This window comes from Pseudomonas sp. JDS08PS003, assembly GCF_045013505.1.
GTDB classification, from domain to species: domain Bacteria; phylum Pseudomonadota; class Gammaproteobacteria; order Pseudomonadales; family Pseudomonadaceae; genus Aquipseudomonas; species Aquipseudomonas protegens_B.
The window spans coordinates 816,613-838,864 of the sequence record NZ_CP120724.1 but is presented as its reverse complement, the minus strand read 5'-3'; the positions used below and the strand labels follow the sequence as shown (position 1 = coordinate 838,864).

Here is a 22,252-nt window from a genome sequence, read left to right as displayed (position 1 = left end):
CGATCGATGGAACCTCTATGTTTTCTGCTGACACTCGCCTGGGCGCTGCCCAGCCATCCAAGCCCTTTGCCCTGAACCCGTCGCGCCTGCGTTTCAACCATGCCCTGGCGGTGCTTTGCGGCGTGCTGCTGACACCCCTGGCCCTAGCCGACGAGGCTCCGACGGACCACTCCCGACACGGCACGCAATTGAGCCCGACGGTGATCACCGCCATCGCCCCCAGCTCGCCCCTGACCGTGGTCACCAATCCCAAGGACCCGCGCCAGCCGGTCCCGGCCAGTGACGGCGGCGACTACCTGAAGACCATTCCCGGCTTCGCCCTGGTACGCAATGGCGGCACCAACGGCGACCCGGTACTGCGAGGCATGTTCGGCTCGCGCCTGAACATCCTCACCAACGGCGGCATGATGCTCGGTGCCTGCCCCGGTCGCATGGATGCACCGACCTCCTACATCTCCCCGGAAACCTACGATCGCCTGACCGTGATCAAGGGGCCGCAAACCGTACTCTGGGGCCCGGGCGCCTCGGCCGGCACGGTGCTCTTCGAGCGTGAACCGGAGCACTTCGGCGAACTCGGCACCCGGGTCAACGCCAGCCTGCTGGCGGGCTCCAACGGCCGCTTCGACAAGACCCTGGATGCTGCCGCCGGCGGCCCCCTGGGGTATGTGCGAGTGATCGGCAACACCGCCCACGCCGACGACTACAAGGACGGCAACAACGACACCGTGGCCTCGCGCTACGACAAGTGGAACGGTGACGTGGCGCTGGGCTGGACCCCGGACGCCGACACCTTGCTGGAGCTCACCGCCGGCAAGGGCGACGGCGAAGCCCGCTACGCTGGCCGTGGCATGGACGGCTCGCAGTTCAAGCGCGAAAGCCTGGGCCTGCGTTTCGAAAAATCCAACATCGGCGAGGTCCTGGACAAGGTCGAGGCCCAGGTCTACTACAACTACGCCGACCACGTGATGGACAACTACAGCCTGCGCACCCCGTCCGGCACCGGCATGATGGCCGGCCCCATGGCCTCCAATGTCGACCGTCGCACCCTCGGTGCACGGATCAAGGCCACCTGGCGCTGGGCCGACCTGCAGTTGATCGGCGGCCTGGATGCCCAGACCAACGAACACCGCAACCGCGCCAGCGGCGGTATCGATACCTACAAGCAGCTGCCTCGTACCAAGGACGCCGACTTCCACAACTACGGCGCCTTCGGCGAACTGACCTGGTACGCCGCCGAGCGCGACCGCCTGATCACCGGGGCCCGCCTCGACCGCGCCTCGGCCAAGGACTATCGCGAGCGCACCGGCTCGGGAATGATGAGCCGCCCCAACCCCACTGCCGGCGATACCCGGGCCGACACCCTGCCCAGCGGCTTCGTGCGTTACGAGCATGACCTGGCCGACAGCCCGACCACCCTCTATGTCGGCCTTGGCCACACTCAGCGCTTCCCCGACTACTGGGAGCTGTTCTCGCCGAAAATGGGTCCGGCAGGCTCGGTGAACGCCTTCGATTCGATCAAGCCGGAAAAGACCACCCAATTGGACTTCGGCCTGCAATACCAGGATGAAGACCTGGAAGCCTGGGCCTCGGGCTACATCGGCCAGGTGCGCGACTACATCCTCTTCGACTACAGCTCCATGATGATGGGCATGAACATGTCCCGGGCCGAGAACATCGACGCACGGATCATGGGCGGCGAACTGGGCGCGGCCTACAAACTGACCTCCAACTGGAAAGCCGATGCGACCCTGGCCTACGCCTGGGGCAAGAACAGCAGCGACGGCAAGGCCCTGCCGCAGATGCCGCCGCTGGATGCGCGCTTCGGCCTGACCTACAGCGAGGACAACTGGAGCGCCGGGGCCTTGTGGCGGGTGGTGGCAGCGCAAAACCGCGTTGACCTGAACAAGGGCAACGTGGTCGGCAAGGACTTCGGCAAGAGCGGTGGCTTCGGCGTGTTCTCCCTCAACGGCGCCTACCGGGTCACCAAGAACCTCAAGCTCAGCACCGGGGTCGACAACCTGTTCGGCAAGGCCTACGCCGAACACCTGAACCTGGCGGGCAACGCCGGCTTCGGCTACCCGGCCAATGATCCCCAGGCGATCAAGGAACCAGGGCGCACCCTCTGGACCAAGGTCGACCTGAGCTTCTGATCCGTCTTCGCCGGCACGCCGGCTCCTCGTCGTAGGAGCTGGCTTGCCAGCGAACAGCCCCCATAAGAAAAGATCCACAGCCCTGCGGAGCGTTCCCCGATGAATCGACCCAAAGTGTCTTTCTACAACCTGGCCTGGCGCTGGCATTTCTACGCCGGGCTGTTCGTTGCTCCTTTCATGGTGATGCTGGCCCTGACCGGCATCGTCTACCTGTTCAAGCCACAGCTGGACCCGTTGATGTACGGCAGCCTGCTCAACGTTCCCCCGGGCCATCACAGCCTGAGCGCCGATGAGCTGCTGCAACGGGTGCAAGCGGCCTACCCCCAAGGCCATGTCAAACAATACCTGCCGCCCCTGGATAGCGAACGCAGCGCGCAGTTCGTGGTGCAGGATGCCGGCCACGAACTCAACGTGTTCATCGACCCCTACCACGGTGACGTGCTCGGCGAGCAGGATGCCAAGGCCAACCTGCAGGCCGTGGCTCGGGCCATTCACGGCGAGCTGATGATCGGCACCGTCGGTGACCGGCTGGTGGAACTGGCCGCCGGTTGGGGCATCGTCCTGGTGATCTCGGGCCTGTACCTGTGGTGGCCTCGGGGCCCGTCTTCGGCGGGCGTGCTGTGGCCCCGTTTCAGCGCCCGCGGCCGGCTGTTCTGGCGCGATCTGCACAGCGTGCTGGGCTTCTGGGGCGCGGCCTTTCTGCTGCTGATGCTGCTCAGCGGCATGACCTGGACCGGCTTCTGGGGCAAGCAGTACGCCGACCTGTGGAACCGCTTCCCGGCAGCCATGTGGAACAACGTGCCGACCTCCGACCAGCAGGCCCGGGAGCTCAACAGCGCCACGCGCCAGACCGTGCCCTGGGCCCTGGAAAACACCCCGATGCCGATGTCCGGCGACCACGCCGAGCACATGGCCCACAACGCCGCGGACGCGGCGCCGGCAGCGCCGTCCATCAGCCTGCAAGCGGTGCAGGATATCGCTCGCCAGCGTCAGGTCGAGGCGGGCTACAGCATCACTCTGCCGAGCACTGCCACGGGCGTATTCACCATCGCGGTGTTCGCCGACGACCCGCGCAACGATGCCACCCTGCATGTTGACCAGTACAGCGGCAAGGTCCTGGCCGACGTACGCTGGCAGCATTACAGCAACGTGGCCCGGGCCACGGAGCTTGGGGTGATGCTGCACGAAGGCAAGATGTTCGGCCGCTTCAACCAGATCCTGGTGCTGGTGGTGTGCCTGATGATCCTGCTCAGCGCCGTGAGCGGCATCGTCATGTGGTGGAAGCGTCGCCCCCAGGGCCGACTCGGCGTGCCCCCACTGCGCCACGACCTGCCGAAATGGAAAACCGCGATGTTGATCATGGCGCTGCTGGCCCTGGCGTTTCCTTTGGTCGGGGCCTCGCTGATTGTGGTGTGGCTGCTCGATCGCCTGCTGCTCTCACGCTTCAACCGCGGGCCTGAATCTGCTTCATCTTCAACATGAATCAGCCGAGATGCGCGTTCCAGAGGGCTCTGTAGAATCTCGGCGCTTTAGCCGTGCACAGTTATAATGTTACTTTATAACACTAAAGTGTAAGATCCCTGCCCGCAGTCCCCCACTGCGGGCAACCCTCTCGAAGAAGTGATTCACCGTCCCGATGAACAAATACTTGCTGCCCAGCCTTTGCCTGATGGCCTTGCCTTCCCTGGCCCAGGCGAATGATTCCGCCGCTTCCCTGACCCTGCCCACCGGCACCATTTCGGCTCCGGCCAGCGAGGCCGACGACAGCGTCAGCCTGAAGACCCCCACCAGCGCCGGTTCGCGCTTGGGCCTCAGCGCCCTGGAAACTCCGGCCAGCACCGACAGCCTGAGCGGCGAACGGATTCGCGCCCGGGGTGAGCGCAGCATTCAGGACGCGGTCTCCCGCAGTGTCGGCATCAGCCGCACCGGCACACCGGGCGACGGTGGCACTTCGTTGTCGGCACGGGGTTTCACCGGGCAGAGTTCGGTGATGCAGCTGTATGACGGCAACCGCATGTACACCGGCATGGGCACCGTGACCTTCCCGGTGGACACCTGGGCGGTGGAGCGGGTCGACGTGCTGCGCGGCCCGGCCTCGGTGCTGTATGGCGAAGGCGCCACCGGCGCGGTGATCAATACCGTGGCGAAAAAACCCTTCAGCGGCGCGATCGAAAACCACCTGCGCCTGGGCTACGGCTCCTTCGATCGCCAGCAGCAGGCCCTGGACAGCGGCGGCTCCCTGAGCGACACCTTGAGCTACCGGCTCAACCTCAACCGCGAGCGCAGCAACGGCTGGGTCGACCGTGGCGACTCCTCTGGCGATTTCATCAGCGCCGCCCTGCGCTGGCAGGCCCGTGATGACCTGGCCTTTACCCTGGCCCACGACTACGGCGACCAGAACCCGATGAACTACTTCGGCACGCCGCTGATCGACGGGCGTTTCCACAAAAGCCTGCGTGACAAGAACTACAACGTGCGCAACGACCAGCAGCACTACAACGACCAGTGGACCCGCCTGACCAGCGAATGGCAGATTTCCGACCAGATCAGTGCCAGCAACGAGCTGTATTACCTCAAGGCCCAGCGCCGTTGGCAGAACGCCGAGAACTACAACTTCAACACCCTGGACCGGCAACTGACCCGCAGCGGCAACTACGGTATCGGCCACCAGCAGGAACAGCTCGGTGACCGTCAGACCTTCACCTTCAAGCACTCGCTGTTCGGCCTCGACAGCCAGACCCTGACCGGCGTCGACTACAACCGCATCCGCTTCCACATGAAGAGCAACTCGCCCTTCACAGACAGCGTGAGCAACGGTCAGCCGGTGGATCTGTACCATCCGGCCCCAGGCGACTTCGCCAGCAACAGCCCTTACCGCGATCAATTCAAGACCACCACCAAGCAGATGTCGGTGTTCGCGGAAAACCGCCTGCAGCTCAGCGAGCGCTGGTCCCTGGTGACCGGTGTGCGCCGCGACTACGCACATATCGATCGCGATGACTTGAAGGACGGCAGCCAGAGCGACAAGACCCTGACCGGCAATAACTGGAAGGCCGGGCTGGTGTTCGCCGTCACTCCGGACACCTCCCTCTACGGTCAGTACTCCACCAGCACCGACGGCGTCGGCGGACTGATTTCCCTGAGCAAGAGCCAGCAGCAGTTCGACCTGTCCAGCGCCAAGCAGAGCGAGATCGGTCTCAAGCAGGCGTTCTGGGACCAGCGTGGCGAATGGACGTTGGCCGCCTACCACATCGTCAAGAAGAAGCTGTTGACCGATGTTCCAGGCGAACCGAACCAGAAACAGCAAGTGGGCCAACAATCCTCCAACGGCCTGGAAGCCAGCCTGGACCTGCAACTGCCCCACGCCTGGCAACTGCAAGCCAACGCCGCCATCGTTCGCGCCCAGTACGACGACTTCCAGCAGGACGTCAACGGCGTGCAAGTCTCCCGCGACGGCAATCGCCCGGTGGACGTGCCGCGCCGCACGGCCAACCTGTGGCTGAGCAAAGCCATCAACGATGACCTGCGGGCCGGCGCCGGGGTGCGCTACGTGGACGCACGCTACGCCGACATGGCCAACCGCAATGAGTTGCCCAGCTACACCGTGGTCGATGCCAACCTGTCGTGGAAAGCACTGCCCAACACCACTCTGGGCCTGCAATTGAACAACCTGTTTGACCGCCAGTACGCACAAAGCCAATACAATGACGGCCAGCAATGGATACTCGGCGAGCCACGCTCGTTCTTCGTCACCGCTGACTACACCTTCTAACCCCTCCTGACGCTACGGCGCGGGGATCACACGGACACGGCATGACCTCGCTGAACCTCACCAACCTGGCCTGGACACCCCTGGGCCAGGGTCACTGCCATCACCAGTTCCAACTGCGTGAGGCCAGCCTGCAAGTGGCGGCCGGCGAGTTCGTTGGCCTGATCGGGCCCAACGGCAGCGGCAAGACCAGCCTGCTGCGCTGCGCCTATCGCTTCAGCAAGCCGCAGCAGGGTGAGGTGCAGCTTGAGCATCAGAATGTGTGGAAGCAATCTCCACGCTGGTGCGCGCAACGCATCGCCGTGGTGCTCCAGGAATTCCCCGACGCCTTCGGCCTGACGGTGGAGGAAGTGGTCGCCATGGGCCGCACGCCCCACAAGGGCCTGTTCGATGCAGATACTCAGGAAGACCGCAGCATCGCTCGCGAGGCCCTGGAGTCGGTGGGCCTGCTGGGTTTCGAGGACCATGCTTTCGCCACCTTGTCGGGGGGAGAGAAACAGCGGGTGATCCTGGCCCGGGCCCTGGCCCAGCGGCCGCAACTGCTGATCCTCGACGAACCGACCAACCACCTCGACCCGCGCTACCAGCTGGAGCTGTTGCAACGGGTCAAACGCCTGGGCATCGGCACCCTGGCCAGCATCCACGACCTGAACCTGGCCGCGGCCTTCTGCGACCGGCTGTATGTCCTCGATCACGGGCGCATCGTCGCCAGCGGCCCTCCCAGCGAAGTGCTCACGGTCGAGCTGCTGCGCAATGTCTTCGGCGTCGAGGCGCTGATCGACTCCCACCCCCTGTCCGGCTACCCACGAATCACCTGGATCACTCAACCATGACCTTGCGCTCCCTGCTTCGCTCCGGCCTCGCCCTGACCCTGTCGCTGGCCACTGCCCAAGCCTTCGCCGCGGCCACTCACTACCCGCTGACCCTCACCAGCTGCAACCGCGAAGTGACCTTCAAGCAAGCGCCGCAACACGCCCTCAGCCATGACATCAACATGACCCAGATGATGCTGGCCCTGGGGCTCAAGTCGCGGATGGTGGGCTACAGCGGCGTCAGTGGCTGGAAGGCCGTGACCCCGCAAATGAGCACCCTGCTGGACGGCCTGCCGGAGCTGGCAGCCAAGTACCCTTCAGTGGAAACCCTGCTCAACGCCAACGTCGACTTCCTGTTCGCCGGCTGGGACTACGGCATGCGCGTCGGCGGCGACCTGACCCCGCAAACCCTGGCGCCCCTGGGGATCAACGTCTACGAGCTGACCGAGTCCTGCGCCTTCGTCATGAAGCGCCCGGCAGCCAGCCTTGAGGACACCTACAACGACCTGCGCAACCTGGGGCGGATCTTCGACGTGCAGGACCGTGCCAACGCCCTGATCGCTCAGATGCAGGAGCAGGTCGCCGAAGTACAGAAGGACCTGCCCCAGGACAAGCCTCGGGTGTTCCTCTATGACAGCGGCGAAGACCGGGCCATGACCTCGGGCCGCCTGGGCATGCCCCAGGCCCTGATCGATGCCGCCGGAGGGCGCAACATTCTCGATGACGTCGAGGCCAGCTGGACCCGGATCAACTGGGAGACCGTGGTCGAGCGCAACCCGCAAGTGATCGTCATCGTCGACTACAGCGAAGTCACGGCCGAGCAAAAGCAGCAGTTCCTGCTGAACAACCAGGCCCTGCAAGGAGTCGACGCGATCAAGAACCAGCGCTTCATCGTCATTCCCTATGTGCAGGCCACCCCGGGCATCGACAACGTGCTGGCCGTGGAAACCCTGGCCAAGGGTTTCCACGGCGAATGATCAAAAGTCGTTATGCCTGGCTGTTGCTGACCCTCGCCGCCCTGCTGCTGGTGTCCTGTGTGCTGTCCCTGGGGTTTGGCCCGGCGCGGGTGCCGGCGGATGTGGTCTGGCGGATTCTCCTGCACAAGGCCCTGGGCCTGGGAACAGTGGACTGGAGCCCGGGCCAGGAGCATATCGTCTGGCTGATCCGCGTCCCGCGCATGCTCCTGGGGGCTCTGGTAGGCGCCGGGCTGGCGCTGATCGGCGCGGTGCTGCAAGCGGTGACCCGCAACCCACTGGCCGACCCGCACCTGCTGGGGGTGACCTCCGGCGCCACCCTCGGCGCGGTGATCGTGGTGCTGCACCTGGGGCAAGTCATCGGGCTGCTGACCCTGCCCCTGGCGGCCTTTGTCGGCGCCCTGGCGAGCATGGTCCTGGTGCTGGGCATTGCCGCTCGCAACGGCCGGCTCGACAGTGACCGACTGCTGCTGTGCGGCGTGGCGGTGTCCTTCGTGATGATGGCGGTGGCCAACCTGCTGCTGTTCATGGGCGACCACCGGGCCAGCTCCGCGGTGATGTTCTGGATGCTCGGCGGCCTGGGGCTGGCGCGCTGGGAACTGCTGGCGATTCCTGCCGCCAGCGTGCTGCTGGGGCTGGTGTTGCTACTGGGCATGGCCCGGCCGCTGAATGCCTTGATGGCCGGGGAGCAGACTGCCGTGACCCTGGGTCTGAACGCACGCAACGTACGCTTCAAGGTGTTCCTGATCGCCTCCCTGATGACCGGGGTGCTGGTGTCCATCAGTGGCTCCATCGGTTTTGTCGGGCTGATGGTGCCGCACATCGCCCGGCGCCTGGTGGGCGCCGAACATCGCCGCTTGCTGCCGGTGTGCGTGCTGCTGGGCAGCCTGTTCCTGGTCTGGGTCGACGTCGCCGCCCGCACCCTGATCGCCCCCGAGGACCTGCCCATCGGCGTGGCCACGGCGGCCATTGGCGGGGTGTTCTTCATCGGCCTGATGCGCCGCCGCTGACTGTGCCCGCCTCTGTAGGAGCCGGCTTGCCGGCGAAGGCGCCCGTGAGCCTTGTGCCAGGTTCGAGGGCCTCTTCGCTGGCAAGCCAGCTCCTACAAACGTCGCCCTTGCTTTAAGATCGCGCGCTTCGATCTCTCAGGATGAGTCTCATGTTCAGAACCGCACTCTTGGCCGTGCTGCTCGGCACCTCCCTTGGCGCCCAGGCCGGCACCTCGGTCGACGTCTCGAAAATCTACGGCAACATCCAGATCGTCAACAGCTTCCCCGACTACAAGGTCAAGGTGGTGAACTCCTTTCCCGATCTGAAGGTGAAGCAGGTCAACTCCTTTCCCGACTCGGCGGGCAAATGGAAGATCGTCAACAGTTTTCCCGATTACAAGATCCAGATCGTCGACTCCTTTCCGGACTTCACCATCAAATATGTCGACTCCTTCCCCGGCGTGAATTGAAGCTCCCCTGCGATCACGGCTGCCGCTCTGCGGCAGCACCACAATGACGCATCCTCGCGCACCACGCCCTAGCCCAGGCCTCGTCTTGGGGCATCACCTCTCCCGCCGTCGCAGTTAAAGCGACGTTTTCATGCCCTGCGCCGACTCGGCACATCCCTTGCAAAACAGCCCTTCAGTACAGGCGGAGTGAAAACTGCTGCGTTAGCCAAGGTTTTCACTGCGCCTGTGAAGTCCGCATCTGCCACCTGAAAAAAATCAAAAGTTCATGGAGATCGCACAATGAAGCGTCGTAGTTTGCTCAAGGCTTTCACTCTCTCGGCAAGCATTGCCGCGATGGGCATGACCTGGACCGTCCAGGCCGCCGAGACCATCAAGGTCGGTATCCTGCATTCCCTGTCGGGGACCATGGCGATCTCTGAAACCTCGCTCAAAGACATGGCGCTGATGACCATTGACGAGATCAACGCCAAGGGCGGGGTCAACGGCAAGCTGCTGGAACCCGTGGTGGTGGACCCGGCCTCCAACTGGCCGCTGTTCGCCGAAAAGGGCCGGCAGTTGCTAACCCAGGACAAGGTGGCGGTGGTGTTCGGCTGCTGGACTTCGGTGTCGCGCAAATCGGTGCTGCCGGTATTCGAAGAGCTCAACGGCCTGTTGTTCTACCCGGTGCAGTACGAAGGCGAAGAAATGTCGCCCAACGTCTTCTACACCGGCGCTGCGCCGAACCAGCAAGCGATCCCGGCGGTGGAATACCTGATGAGCGAGGACGGCGGCAGCGCCAAGCGCTTCTTCCTCCTGGGCACCGACTACGTCTACCCGCGCACCACCAACAAGATCCTGCGCTCGTTCCTGCACTCCAAGGGCGTGGCGGACAAGGACATCGAAGAGGTCTACACCCCCTTCGGCCACGCCGACTATCAAACCATCGTCGCCAACATCAAGAAGTTCTCCGCCGGCGGCAAGACCGCAGTGATCTCCACGGTCAACGGCGATTCCAACGTGCCCTTCTACAAGGAGCTGGCCAACCAGGGCCTGAAGGCCACCGACGTGCCGGTGGTGGCGTTCTCCGTGGGCGAGGAAGAATTGCGCGGCATCGACACCAAGCCACTGGTGGGCAACCTGGCGGCGTGGAACTACTTCGAATCGGTGGATAACCCGGTGAACCAGAAGTTCGTCGCCGCCTGGAAAGCCTACGCCAAGGCCAAGAACCTGCCGGGTGCGGACAAGGCCGTGACCAACGACCCGATGGAAGCCACCTACGTCGGTATCCACATGTGGGCCCAGGCAGTGGAGAAAGCCAAGTCCACCGATGTCGACAAGGTCCGTGAGGCGCTGGCCGGGCAGACCTTCGCCGCACCGTCGGGCTACACCCTGACCATGGACAAGACCAACCACCACCTGCACAAGCCGGTGATGATCGGCGAGATCCAGCCGGACGGTCAGTTCAACGTGGTCTGGCAGACCGAAGGCCCGATCCGCGCCCAGCCCTGGAGCCCCTTCATCCCGGGCAACGACAAAAAGCCGGACTACGCGGTCAAGAGCAACTGATCCGAACCTGACGCCTTTCCTGCAGGAGCGAGCTTGCTCGCGATGAGGTCCGTTGGACCTGCAACGAAAACCGCCCGGCTGGCCGCTGCGCGGATCGCGAGCAAGCTCGCTCCTACAGGTTACCCAGGCGCTTTCAAGGACATCGATATGCCCACTGCCCTTTACCGTTTCATCCTCGCCTGCCTGCTGTTGCTGCCATGGGCGGCCCAAGCCGGTGATGCCGAAGACTTCGTCACGGCCAATCCCACGCAACAGGCCCAGCTTCTGGAAAGCTGGGCCGCGCAGCCCGATCCGGCGCGCATCGAACTGCTCAACGCCCTGCAACAGGGCCAGTTGAGCATCGCCGGTGAAAGCAAAACCCTGCGCCTGAACAACCGCCTGCGGGGCCTGATCGACACCGCACTGGCCAGCCATCAATTGCTCGCCGCCGATGCCGGCAGCCGACTCGATGCCGCCCGGCAACTGCAGAAAAGCGCCAAGCCGGCGCAATTGAAATTCCTCGATGCCCAGCTGGCAGCCGAGCAAGACCCCGGCGTGCACGACGCCCTGAGCCTGGCCCTGGCCAACCTGCAATTGGTGGACAGCGACCCGGCAGTACGTCTGGCCGCCGTGCGCCTGCTGGGGGAAACCGGCGACCCGCTGGCCCGCACCCGCCTCGAAGGCTTGCTCGAACCCGGTGTCGAGGCCGATGCCAACGTGCGCACCGCCGCCGAAACCAGCCTGGCCCAGGTCAAGCGCAAGCTGCTGGTGGGTGAAGTCCTCGGCCAGGCCTTCAGCGGCTTGTCCCTGGGTTCGATCCTGCTGCTTGCGGCCCTGGGCCTGGCCATCACCTTCGGCCTGCTGGGGGTGATCAACATGGCCCACGGCGAGATGCTGATGCTCGGCGCCTACGCCACCTACGTGGTGCAATTGCTGTTCCAGCGCTACGCCCCGCAAGCCATCGAGTACTACCCGCTGCTGGCACTGCCGGTGGCGTTCTTCGTCACCGCCGGGATCGGCATGGCCCTGGAGCGCACGGTGATCCGTCATCTCTATGGCCGGCCCCTGGAAACCCTGCTGGCCACCTGGGGCATCAGCCTGATGCTGATCCAACTGGTGCGCCTGCTGTTCGGCGCGCAGAACGTCGAGGTGGCGAACCCGGCCTGGCTCTCCGGCGGCATCCAGGTATTGCCCAATCTGGTACTGCCCTACAACCGCATCGTGATCATCGCCTTCGCGCTGTTCGTTGTCGTGCTCACCTGGCTGCTGCTGAACAAGACCCGCCTGGGCCTGAACGTGCGTGCAGTAACCCAGAACCGCAACATGGCCGCCTGCTGCGGCGTGCCCACCGGGCGCGTGGACATGCTCGCCTTCGGTCTCGGCTCGGGCATCGCCGGCCTCGGTGGCGTGGCCCTGAGCCAAGTCGGCAACGTCGGCCCGGACCTCGGTCAGAGCTACATCATCGACTCGTTCCTGGTGGTGGTGCTCGGCGGGGTCGGGCAACTGGCCGGCAGTGTGCTGGCGGCCTTTGGTCTGGGGGTGGCGAACAAGATCCTCGAACCGCAGATCGGCGCCGTGTTGGGCAAGATCCTCATCCTGGCGCTGATCATTCTGTTTATCCAGAAACGCCCGCAAGGACTCTTCGCATTGAAAGGACGGGTGATCGACTGATGAATCAACCACTGCTGATTACCGCCAGCCAGAAAGCCGGGCCCAAGGTCACGATCGCGGTCGGCGCGCTGCTGCTCCTGGTGCTGCTGGCGTTGCCGCTGTTGTCACTGCTGCCGGCGGGCAACCCGCTGCAGGTCTCGGCCTACACCCTGACCCTGGTGGGCAAGATTCTCTGCTACGCCATTGTCGCCCTGGCCCTGGATCTGGTCTGGGGCTATGCCGGACTGCTGTCCCTGGGCCACGGCCTGTTCTTCGCCCTGGGCGGCTACGCCATGGGCATGTACCTGATGCGCCAGGCCGCCGGAGACGGCCTGCCGGCGTTCATGACCTTCCTTTCGTGGAGCGAGCTGCCCTGGTACTGGACCGGCACCAGCCACTTCCTCTGGGCCCTGTGCCTGGTGGTGCTGGCGCCGGGTCTGCTGGCCCTGGTGTTCGGTTTCTTCGCCTTCCGCTCACGGATCAAGGGCGTGTACTTCTCGATCATGACCCAGGCCCTGACGTTTGCCGGGATGCTGCTGTTCTTTCGCAACGAGACCGGTTTTGGCGGCAACAACGGCTTCACCAACTTCCGCAGCATCCTGGGTTTCGGCATCACCGAACCCGGCACCCGCGCGGCGCTGTTCCTGGCCACGGTGCTGCTACTGGTGGCCAGCCTGTACCTGGGCTGGCGCCTGGCCCGGAGTAAGTTCGGCCGGGTGCTGACCGCCCTGCGCGATGCCGAAAACCGCCTGATGTTCTGCGGCTACGACCCGCGTGGCTTCAAGCTGTTCGTCTGGGTCTTGAGCGCCGTGCTGTGCGGCTTGGCTGGCGCGCTGTATGTGCCCCAGGTGGGCATCATCAACCCCAGCGAAATGTCCCCCACCAACTCCATCGAAGCCGCCGTGTGGGTAGCCCTGGGCGGACGCGGCACGCTGATCGGACCACTGCTGGGAGCCGGGCTGGTGAACGGCATGAAGAGCTGGTTCACCGTGGCCTTCCCCGAATACTGGCTGTTCTTCCTCGGCGCCCTGTTCATCGTGGTGACCCTGTACCTGCCCAAGGGCGTGATCGGCCTGCTGAAGAAACGAGGTGAGCAATGAGAGTCACAGCGACCGCGGATTTCATGCTCGAACCCATCCTCGAACCCAACAAGGACCAGGGCAGCAGCCGCGACGCCATCGGCCTCGGGCACGCTGCCGGCAAGGGCCTCAACACCCGCCACGGCACCATCCTGACCCTGGAAGACATCAGCGTCAGCTTCGACGGTTTCAAGGCCCTCAACGACCTCAACCTGTACATCGGCGTCGGCGAGCTGCGCTGCATCATCGGCCCCAACGGCGCCGGCAAGACCACCCTGATGGACGTGATCACCGGCAAGACCCGCCCCACCCAGGGCAAGGCCTGGTTCGGCGAAACCCTGGACCTGACCCAGATGAGCGAAGTGCAGATCGCCCAGGCCGGGATCGGCCGCAAGTTCCAGAAGCCCACGGTGTTCGAGGCCCTGAGCGTGTTCGAGAACCTGGAGCTGGCGCAGAAGACCGACAAGTCGGTGTGGGCCAGCCTCGGGGCGCGCCTGAACGGTGAGCAGAAGGACCGCATCGCCCAAGTGCTGGAGACCATTCGCCTGAGCCCTTCGGCCCAGCGCCAGGCGGGCTTGCTGTCCCACGGTCAGAAACAGTTCCTGGAGATCGGCATGCTGCTGATGCAAGACCCGCAACTGCTGTTGCTGGACGAGCCGGTGGCGGGCATGACCGACGCCGAGACCGAGTTCACCGCCGAGCTGTTCAAGACCCTGGCGGGCAAGCACTCGTTGATGGTGGTGGAACACGACATGGGCTTTGTCGGCTCGATTGCCGACCACGTCACCGTGCTGCACCAGGGCAGCGTACTGGCCGAAGGGTCCCTGGAGCAGGTGCAGGAAAACGAACGGGTGATCGAGGTGTACCTCGGCCGTTAGCGCAACCGCCGCTCGCCGGCAGCCGGCTCCTACCCGCTCCCGTAGGAGCTGGGTTGCCAGCGAAGGCCACCCCGCAATCCCCACAAAATTCGAGTACCCGACCATGCTCCAAGTCGACAAGCTGCACCAATACTACGGCGGTAGCCACATCCTGCGCGGCCTGAGCTTCGAAGCCCGGATCGGCGAAGTCACCTGCCTGCTGGGGCGCAACGGCGTGGGCAAGACCACCCTGCTCAAATGCCTGATGGGCCTGCTGCCGGCCAAGGAAGGCACGGTCAACTGGGAGGGTCGGAGCATCACCGGCTACAAGCCCCATCAGCGCGTCCACGCCGGGATCGCCTACGTGCCCCAGGGCCGGGAAATCTTCGGCCGCCTGACTGTGGAAGAAAACCTGCTGATGGGCCTGTCCCGCTTCCCCGGCTCCCAGGCCAGGGAAGTACCGGCCTTCATCTACGAACTGTTCCCGGTGCTGTTGCAGATGAAGCAGCGCCGTGGCGGCGACCTCTCCGGCGGCCAGCAGCAACAACTGGCCATCGGTCGCGCCCTGGCCAGCCGCCCCCGGCTGCTGATCCTCGATGAGCCCACCGAAGGCATCCAGCCCTCGGTGATCAAGGAGATCGGCGCGGTGATCAAGAAACTCGCGGCCCAGGGCGATATGGCGATTCTGCTGGTGGAGCAGTTCTACGACTTCGCCGCCGAACTGGCCGACCAGTATCTGGTGATGTCCCGGGGCGAAATCGTCCAGCAGGGCCGTGGGGAAAATATGCAGGCAGAAGGTGTACGCGGCCTGGTTACGATCTAATCTGTAGCCTCCTAACGATAACGACCCAGCATGAACTCACCTGCCGTCACCGCCCTGTTCACCCCCAGCTGGCACGCCGAGCTGGAGCTGGCCTACGCCCGTTTCGGCGCCACCACGCGCCCGGTTCTGCGTCGCCACCTGGGCCCGCTGCGGGTGCAGAAGCACCTGTACGCCGAGGGCCCCGAGGTGTGCCAGCACATCATCGTCCACCCACCCGGCGGCATCGCCGGCGGCGACCGGCTGGCCATCAGTGCCCGGGTCGACCACGGCGCCTGGGCACAGCTGACCAGCCCCGGTGCCGCCAAGTGGTACCGCGCCACCGGCCCTGCCAGCCAGACCCTGAGGCTGCAAGTGGCACCGGGGGCGACCCTGGAATGGCTGCCCCAGGAAACCATTGTCTTCAGCGCCGCCCAGGCCGAACTGACCACCCTGGTCGAACTGCAAGGCGATGCCCGGCTGTTCTACTGGGACATCGTGGCCCTGGGACGCCCGGCCAGTGGCGAGCGCTTCGAGCAAGGGCACTTCCAGGCGCACCTGGACATCCGTCGCGACGGCCGGCCGCTCTGGCATGAACGCCAGCGCATCAATGGCGGCGACGGCCTGCTGGATTCCCCCATCGGCCTGGACGGCCAGCCGGTGTTCGCCACTTTGCTGGTGACCGGTGAAATCGACAGCGAACTGCTGGAGCGCTGCCGCGCCCTGGCGCACCCGGTACGCGGCGACCTGAGCCAACTGCCAGGCCTGCTGGTGGCCCGCTGCCTGGCCAGTGAAGCCCTGCAGGCCCGGGCCTGGCTGATCGACCTGTGGCGTCTGCTGCGCCCGGCGCTGCTGGGCCGCGAGGCTGTGCCACCGAGGATCTGGAACACCTGATGCCGACTCTCTTTTTTAACTGCCCAACAACGGATTGATCACGATGGACCTGACCCCACGCGAAAAAGACAAGCTGCTGATCTTCACCGCCGGCCTGGTGGCCGAGCGGCGACTGGCTCGCGGCCTCAAGCTCAATTACCCGGAGGCCATGGCCTATATTTCCGCGGCGCTGCTCGAAGGTGCCCGGGATGGCCAGACCGTGGCAGAACTGATGCACTACGGCACCACCCTGCTCAGCCGTGAACAGGTGATGGAAGGCATCCCGGAGATGATCCCGGAGATCCAGGTCGAGGCCACCTTCCCCGACGGCACCAAGCTGGTCACTGTCCATCAACCCATCGCCTGAGGCCGCGCCATGACCTATCGCATCCGCGACGCGTTGCACGCCGACCTGCCGGCGATCCGCGACATCTACAACGATGCCGTGGTCAATACCACGGCGATCTGGAACGACTCGCCGGTGGACCTGGGCAACCGCCAGGCCTGGTTCAGTGCGCGCCAGGCCCAGGGCTACCCGATCCTGGTGATCGTCAACGCCGAGGAGCAGGTGCTCGGCTACGCTTCCTTCGGCGACTGGCGGCCCTTCGACGGCTTTCGCCACACCGTGGAACATTCGGTCTATGTCCGCAGCGACCAGCGCGGCAACGGCCTGGGTCCACAGCTGATGGCGGTGCTGCTGGAACGCGCCCGTGGCTGTGACAAGCACGTGATGGTGGCCGCCATCGAAAGCGCCAACACCGCCTCGGTCCGCCTGCACCAGCGCCTGGGCTTTATCAGCACCGGACAGATGCCCCAGGTGGGCACCAAGTTCGGGCGCTGGCTGGACCTGACCTTCATGCAGCTGATTCTCAACCCCGGGGCACAACCGCCCGCCCCTCACAAGGAGTGACCTCTCGATGAACGCCGCCCAACTGCGCCGAGTCCATGGAGAAAGCTTTGCCCATTACCGTCAAGGATTGATCGACCTGCTGCTGGATTCGGTGCACCACGGCGCGTCCATCGGCTTCATGGCCGATCTGGACGACAGCCAGGCCCGGGACTACCTCGGCAGCGTGCAGGCCGGGGTCGAGGACGGCAGCCTGATGCTGTGGGTGGTGGTTCACGATGAGAAGGTCCTGGCCAGCGTGCAACTGGCGCTGTGCATGAAGGCCAATGGGCGCAACCGCGCCGAGGTGCAAAAGCTTCAGGTGCTGCACAGCGCCCGGCGCCGTGGCCTGGGCCAGCAATTGATGAACGCCCTGGAACAGGCCGCCCGCCAGCACAAGCGCGGGCTGCTGTACCTGGACACCGAGGCAGGCTCGGCGGCCGAGGACTTCTACCGTTCCCTGGGCTACACCCGGGTCGGCGAACTGCCCAACTACTGCCAGAGCCCGGACGGCACCTATACCCCCACCGCCATCTACTTCAAGACCCTGGGACAACCCCTATGATTCCTGGCCAATACCAGATCCAGCCTGGCGAGATCGAACTCAATGCCGGGCGCCGCACCTTGACCCTCAGCGTGGCCAACAGTGGCGACCGGCCGATCCAGGTCGGCTCCCACTATCACTTTTTCGAAACCAACGACGCCCTGACCTTCGACCGCGCCGCCAGCCGCGGCATGCGCCTGAACATTGCCGCCGGTACCGCCGTGCGCTTCGAACCGGGACAGACCCGGGAGGTGGAACTGGTGGATCTGGCCGGCAAGCGCCGGGTATTCGGTTTTGCCGGACGCATCATGGGCGACCTCTGACCCCTCGACCCTAAGCGCGTAGGAGCCGGCATGCTGGCGAATGCGGTCTTTCGGGCCCCTTCGCCGGCAAGCCGGCTCCTACAAGACCTGTTTCTGTAAGGAGCTGCGATGAAGATTTCCCGTGAGGCCTATGCCGATATGTTCGGCCCTACCGTGGGCGACAAGGTGCGGCTGGCCGATACCGAGCTGTGGATCGAAGTGGAGAAGGACTTCACCACCTACGGCGAAGAAGTGAAGTTCGGCGGTGGCAAGGTGATCCGCGACGGCATGGGCCAGAGCCAACTGCTGGCATGCGATGTGGTGGACACCCTGATCACCAACGCGCTGATCATCGATCACTGGGGCATCGTCAAGGCTGACGTCGGTTTGAAGGACGGGCGCATCGCCGCCATCGGCAAGGCCGGCAACCCGGATATCCAGCCCGATGTGACCATCGCCATCGGCGCCAGCACCGAGGTCATCGCTGGTGAAGGCATGATCCTCACCGCCGGCGGCGTCGACACCCATATCCACTTCATCTGCCCGCAGCAGATCGAAGAGGCGCTGATGAGCGGCGTCACCACCATGATCGGCGGCGGCACCGGGCCGGCCACCGGGACCAACGCCACCACCTGCACCTCCGGACCTTGGCACATGGCGCGCATGCTCCAGGCCGCGGACGCCTTCCCGATGAACATCGGCTTTACCGGCAAGGGCAACGCCAGCCTGCCGGAGCCCTTGATCGAGCAGGTCAAGGCGGGGGCCATCGGCCTCAAGCTGCACGAGGACTGGGGCAGCACCCCGGCCAGCATCGACAACTGCCTGAGCGTGGCCGATGAGTACGACGTGCAGGTGGCGATCCACACCGACACCCTGAACGAATCCGGCTTCGTCGAAACCACCCTCGGCGCCTTCAAGGGGCGGACCATCCACACCTACCACACCGAAGGTGCCGGCGGCGGCCATGCCCCGGACATCATCAAGGCCTGCGGCTTCGCCAATGTGCTGCCCAGCTCCACCAACCCGACCCGGCCCTTCACCCGCAACACCATCGACGAACACCTGGACATGCTCATGGTCTGCCACCATCTGGACCCGAGCATCGCCGAGGACGTGGCCTTCGCCGAGAGCCGCATCCGCCGGGAAACCATCGCCGCCGAAGACATCCTCCATGACCTGGGAGCGTTTTCGATGATCAGCTCCGACAGCCAGGCCATGGGCCGGGTCGGCGAAGTGGTGACCCGCACCTGGCAGACCGCCGACAAGATGCACCGCCAGCGCGGCCCGCTGCCGGGAGACGGCCCGGGCAACAGCAACTTCCGGGTCAAGCGCTACATCGCCAAGTACACCATCAACCCGGCCATCACCCACGGCATCAGCCATGAGGTGGGCTCCATCGAGGTGGGCAAATGGGCCGATCTGGTGCTTTGGCGCCCGGCCTTCTTCGGGGTCAAGCCGACCCTGATCCTCAAGGGCGGGGCCATTGCCGCCAGCCTGATGGGCGACGCCAATGCCTCGATCCCGACCCCGCAGCCGGTGCACTACCGGCCGATGTTCGCCAGTTACGGCGGCAGCCGCCACGCCACCAGCCTGACCTTTATCAGCCAGGCCGCACTGGACGCCGGCGTACCGGAGCAATTGGGGCTGAAGAAGCGCATCGCCGTGGTCAAGGGCTGTCGCAAGGTGCAAAAGAGTGACCTGATCCACAACGACTACCTGCCGGATATCGAAGTCGACCCGCAGACTTATCAGGTCAAGGCCGATGGTGTCCTGCTGTGGTGCGAACCGGCGGATGTGCTGCCCATGGCCCAGCGTTACTTCCTGTTCTGAGGCGCGTCCGGCCGCTGGGCAGGCCCGGTGTTGAAGCCGCGGATAAGGCGCTAAGATGCGTGTCGGTTTTCCACTCTCTGCCCAGTAAGGTGCCCGGCTATGCGCCTGTCCGATTTCATCGTGCAGCACGTTGATCGAATCGTTGATGAATGGGAACAATTTGCCAGGACCCTGGCCGCGGACACCCTGACCCGCAGCGACCTGCGGGATCACGCCACCTCGATCCTGCTGGCCGCCGCCCGGGACATGCGCATCACCCAGAGCCCGGGTGAGCAGTTGGCCAAGGCCAGGGGCGAAGGCCCGGAGAAATCCCCCAGCCTGGATGAGGCCGCCGCCAGCCATGGCGAACTGCGTCATCACGTGGGTTTCGATCTGGTGCAGATGACGTCCGAGTTCCGCCACCTGCGGGCCTGCGTGATCCGCCTGTGGGTCGCCAGCCTGGTGACGCCGGACCTGGAACACTTGCAAGACATGATCCGTTTCAACGAGGCCATCGACGAAGCCCTGGCCGAGTCCACCTGCGCCTACGCCGAGCAGGTCAGCCGCTCACGGGACATCTTCCTGGCGATTCTCGGCCACGACCTGCGGGCGCCGTTGCAGGCGGTGAGCATGTCCACCGAGATGCTGGCGCGCAAAATGCCGCTGGATAGCGACGCCCAGGCCTTTGTCTCACGCATCAAGAGCGGCACCCGACACATGGGCGCCATGGTCAGCGACCTGCTGGAGTTCGTCCGCAGTCGCCTGGGCAATGGCCTGCCCATCGATCCGGCGCCCATGGACCTGGCCAGCGCCGCCAAGGCTGCCATGGACGAAGCCTGCGCCGGGCAACCCGATTGCACGCCGTTACTGAGCTTCGAGGGTGACAGCCATGGCATCTGGGACCGGGGACGTATCGAACAGATGCTGCAGAACCTGATCGGCAACGCCCTGCAGCACGGCAGCAACCGCCGTACCGTGACCGTGACCATTACCGGCGGTGCGGAACAGGTGCTGTTGACCGTGCACAATTACGGCCCGCCGATTCCCAAGGAAGCCCTGGGCACCCTGTTCGATCCTTTGGTGCGCAGTGCCGATGAGGAACTGGGCAGTACCAGCACCAGCCTTGGCCTGGGACTGTTCATCGTCAAGGAAGTGGTGACCGCGCACCAGGGCAGCATCGAAGTCAGCTCCAACGAGAGCGACGGCACCACCTTCGCCGTGATCTTGCCGCGCGTCTCCCGCGCCACCTCGTAGGAGCTGGCTTGCCAGCGAAGGCGTCAGCCCGGATTGCGCAAGGCCCAGGGGCCTCTTCGCCGGCAAGCCGGCTCCTGCGCAGTGAGGCGGATCAATCCAGCAGCAGGCGGCCCAGACGCTGCTTGAGCATCTGGTTCTCGGCCCGCAGTTGCCGCACTTCGTCCAGCAGGTCCAACGCCAGGGCGACGCCTTCCCACTCCAGGTCCAGGTCGCGGCGCAACTTCGCCGCGCGCTTGGCCAGGGACAGTTCAACATCGTTGAAACGCCAGTCCTTGGGCGCCGTCCCCTGAGGTTCGAGGATGCCGTGTTCGACGATTTCGATCACGTAGGCCGCCGACAGGTCGGCCACTTCACAGAACTCTTCCATGTCCAGCTGAACGATCAGGGTGCTCATGATCAGCGCCTCCTAGTGTCGAATCAGAAATTTTCCCGAGGGTCGAACGCGGCCTTCTTCGCCAGCTCCTGCCACAACGCCTTGACGTCGTCGCCGGTCTGCTTGGGCATCACGGCCTTGAGCTGGACGAACAGGTAGCCACGCTGGCCGGCCTTGTTCAGCAGGCCATGACCCTTGGCGCGCATGCGCTGGCCGTTCTGGCTGCCGGCCGGGACCTTGAGGTTGATCTTGCCGGTCAGGGTCGGTACCGCCACCTCGGTGCCCAGCGCCAGCTCCCAAGGGGCCAGCGGCAGGGTGATGATCAGGTTCTCGTCCTCCACATCGAACTTCGGATGGGGCGCAAAGCGAATGGTCAGGTACAGGTCGCCATTGGCTCCGCCGCCAACGCCCGGTGCACCCTGGCCCTTGAGGCGGATGCGTTCGCCGTCGGTGACCCCGGCTGGAATCTTCACGTTCAGGCTTTTGCTGGTATTGCTCACATGCTGGCCGGCAGCGTTGTACTGCGGCACCTGGAAGCTGATCTTCTTCGACTCGGTCGACAGGGTTTCTTCAAGAAAGATCGGCAGTTCCATTTCCACATCCTGTCCACGACGACCGCTACTGCGGCGCTGTTCCGGGCCGCCGAATCCTGGCCCCCGGTTACCAAAGATCGAACTGAAGAAGTCCGAGAAGTCCCCACCGTCACCGCCACCAAAGCCACCACGGCTCTGCCAGCCCGGAGGCCCCTGGAACGGCTGGCCATGCTGGCCGTACTTGCGCAGGTCGTCGTACTCGGCGCGCTTGTCCGCGCTTTTCAGCGCTTCATAGGCTTCCGAGGCATCCTTGAACTTGGCCTCGGCATCCTTTTCCTTACTGACGTCGGGGTGGTACTTGCGCGCCAGCTTGCGATAGGCGGCCTTGATCGCCTTGTCGTCCGCTGTCGGCTCCACGCCGAGAATCTTGTAATAGTCTTTGAAGTCCATCGAGGGAATCACCATCCGTTATCAAAGTCGCGCGGCGTGCAGCACAGCATGCTCGGTCTGGCAGCATGAGAATTGATCAATCTCAATCCTCTGACTGAACGGCGCATCAGAAGTTTATCGGCAGCCTCGGGCGGATCTTGTGATCCCAGGTGGCT

The 22,252-nt window shown here is 64.6% G+C and carries 21 protein-coding genes; 19 read left to right on the top strand and 2 right to left on the bottom strand.

The genetic code is table 11. The features are described from left to right. Positions 1 to 17 precede the first annotated feature (17 nt). The 19 genes from P7C00_RS03740 (at position 18) to P7C00_RS03650 (ending at position 20,741) form a co-directional block, all read left to right on the top strand. On the top strand, positions 18 to 2,150 hold the full coding sequence (locus P7C00_RS03740; RefSeq protein ID WP_346634614.1) for a TonB-dependent copper receptor: 2,133 nt from the start codon (positions 18 to 20) through the stop codon (positions 2,148 to 2,150). 99 nt (positions 2,151 to 2,249) lie between these two features. After that, positions 2,250 to 3,632 (top strand): PepSY-associated TM helix domain-containing protein, encoded by a 1,383-nt coding sequence (locus P7C00_RS03735; protein ID WP_404938154.1) that lies wholly within the window; start codon positions 2,250 to 2,252, stop codon positions 3,630 to 3,632. Between the two features lie 154 nt (positions 3,633 to 3,786). After that, complete coding sequence (locus P7C00_RS03730) at positions 3,787 to 5,922, top strand: TonB-dependent receptor (RefSeq protein WP_404938153.1); 2,136 nt, start codon at positions 3,787 to 3,789, stop codon at positions 5,920 to 5,922. Positions 5,923 to 5,963: 41 nt separating this feature from the next. After that, on the top strand, positions 5,964 to 6,752 hold the full coding sequence (locus P7C00_RS03725) for an ABC transporter ATP-binding protein (protein ID WP_346634611.1): 789 nt from the start codon (positions 5,964 to 5,966) through the stop codon (positions 6,750 to 6,752). Then, positions 6,749 to 7,708: an ABC transporter substrate-binding protein gene (locus tag P7C00_RS03720; RefSeq protein ID WP_404938152.1), complete on the top strand. Its 960-nt coding sequence runs from the start codon at positions 6,749 to 6,751 to the stop codon at positions 7,706 to 7,708. Before P7C00_RS03725 ends, P7C00_RS03720 begins: the two co-directional genes overlap by 4 nt. Further along, positions 7,705 to 8,715 (top strand): FecCD family ABC transporter permease, encoded by a 1,011-nt coding sequence (locus P7C00_RS03715; RefSeq protein ID WP_404938151.1) that lies wholly within the window; start codon positions 7,705 to 7,707, stop codon positions 8,713 to 8,715. Before P7C00_RS03720 ends, P7C00_RS03715 begins: the two co-directional genes overlap by 4 nt. 149 nt (positions 8,716 to 8,864) lie before the next feature. Further along, positions 8,865 to 9,164 carry a hypothetical protein gene (locus tag P7C00_RS03710; RefSeq protein ID WP_346634608.1) on the top strand — a complete coding sequence of 100 codons (300 nt, stop codon included), beginning with the start codon at positions 8,865 to 8,867 and terminating at the stop codon, positions 9,162 to 9,164. Between the two features lie 279 nt (positions 9,165 to 9,443). Next, on the top strand, positions 9,444 to 10,709 hold the full coding sequence (gene urtA, locus P7C00_RS03705; RefSeq protein ID WP_346634607.1) for an urea ABC transporter substrate-binding protein: 1,266 nt from the start codon (positions 9,444 to 9,446) through the stop codon (positions 10,707 to 10,709). 147 nt (positions 10,710 to 10,856) lie between these two features. Further along, complete coding sequence (gene urtB / locus P7C00_RS03700) at positions 10,857 to 12,359, top strand: urea ABC transporter permease subunit UrtB (RefSeq protein WP_404938150.1); 1,503 nt, start codon at positions 10,857 to 10,859, stop codon at positions 12,357 to 12,359. Beyond that, entirely contained in the window at positions 12,359 to 13,438 is a 1,080-nt protein-coding gene (urtC, locus tag P7C00_RS03695; protein ID WP_346634605.1) for an urea ABC transporter permease subunit UrtC, read from the top strand. Before urtB ends, urtC begins: the two co-directional genes overlap by 1 nt. Further along, entirely contained in the window at positions 13,435 to 14,295 is an 861-nt protein-coding gene (gene urtD, locus P7C00_RS03690; RefSeq protein WP_404938149.1) for an urea ABC transporter ATP-binding protein UrtD, read from the top strand. Before urtC ends, urtD begins: the two co-directional genes overlap by 4 nt. 103 nt (positions 14,296 to 14,398) lie before the next feature. Next, a complete protein-coding gene (gene urtE / locus P7C00_RS03685) occupies positions 14,399 to 15,097 on the top strand; it encodes an urea ABC transporter ATP-binding subunit UrtE (RefSeq protein WP_404938148.1) in 699 nt (232 codons plus the stop codon). A 30-nt stretch (positions 15,098 to 15,127) separates the two neighbouring features. Then, entirely contained in the window at positions 15,128 to 15,967 is an 840-nt protein-coding gene (locus P7C00_RS03680; RefSeq protein ID WP_346634604.1) for an urease accessory protein UreD, read from the top strand. Between the two features lie 43 nt (positions 15,968 to 16,010). Next, complete coding sequence (ureA, locus tag P7C00_RS03675) at positions 16,011 to 16,313, top strand: urease subunit gamma (RefSeq protein ID WP_003197350.1); 303 nt, start codon at positions 16,011 to 16,013, stop codon at positions 16,311 to 16,313. A gap of 9 nt (positions 16,314 to 16,322) precedes the next feature. Continuing rightward, the gene (locus tag P7C00_RS03670; protein ID WP_346634603.1) at positions 16,323 to 16,856 is read left to right on the top strand and encodes an N-acetyltransferase family protein; all 534 of its coding nucleotides are present in this window, start codon (positions 16,323 to 16,325) and stop codon (positions 16,854 to 16,856) included. Positions 16,857 to 16,863: 7 nt separating this feature from the next. Beyond that, a complete protein-coding gene (locus P7C00_RS03665) occupies positions 16,864 to 17,397 on the top strand; it encodes a GNAT family N-acetyltransferase (RefSeq protein ID WP_110650910.1) in 534 nt (177 codons plus the stop codon). Continuing rightward, complete coding sequence (locus P7C00_RS03660; RefSeq protein ID WP_102862959.1) at positions 17,394 to 17,699, top strand: urease subunit beta; 306 nt, start codon at positions 17,394 to 17,396, stop codon at positions 17,697 to 17,699. Before P7C00_RS03665 ends, P7C00_RS03660 begins: the two co-directional genes overlap by 4 nt. Positions 17,700 to 17,807: 108 nt before the next feature. After that, a complete protein-coding gene (gene ureC, locus P7C00_RS03655) occupies positions 17,808 to 19,508 on the top strand; it encodes an urease subunit alpha (RefSeq protein WP_404938147.1) in 1,701 nt (566 codons plus the stop codon). Positions 19,509 to 19,607: 99 nt separating this feature from the next. Further along, positions 19,608 to 20,741: a sensor histidine kinase gene (locus P7C00_RS03650; RefSeq protein WP_404938146.1), complete on the top strand. Its 1,134-nt coding sequence runs from the start codon at positions 19,608 to 19,610 to the stop codon at positions 20,739 to 20,741. A gap of 91 nt (positions 20,742 to 20,832) precedes the next feature. Here P7C00_RS03650 and P7C00_RS03645 read toward each other — a convergent pair whose 3' ends face one another. Continuing rightward, entirely contained in the window at positions 20,833 to 21,135 is a 303-nt protein-coding gene (locus P7C00_RS03645; RefSeq protein WP_123723438.1) for a chaperone modulator CbpM, read from the bottom strand. 23 nt (positions 21,136 to 21,158) lie between these two features. Continuing rightward, positions 21,159 to 22,097 carry a DnaJ C-terminal domain-containing protein gene (locus P7C00_RS03640; RefSeq protein WP_346634600.1) on the bottom strand — a complete coding sequence of 313 codons (939 nt, stop codon included), beginning with the start codon at positions 22,095 to 22,097 and terminating at the stop codon, positions 21,159 to 21,161. Positions 22,098 to 22,252: the final 155 nt, after the last annotated feature.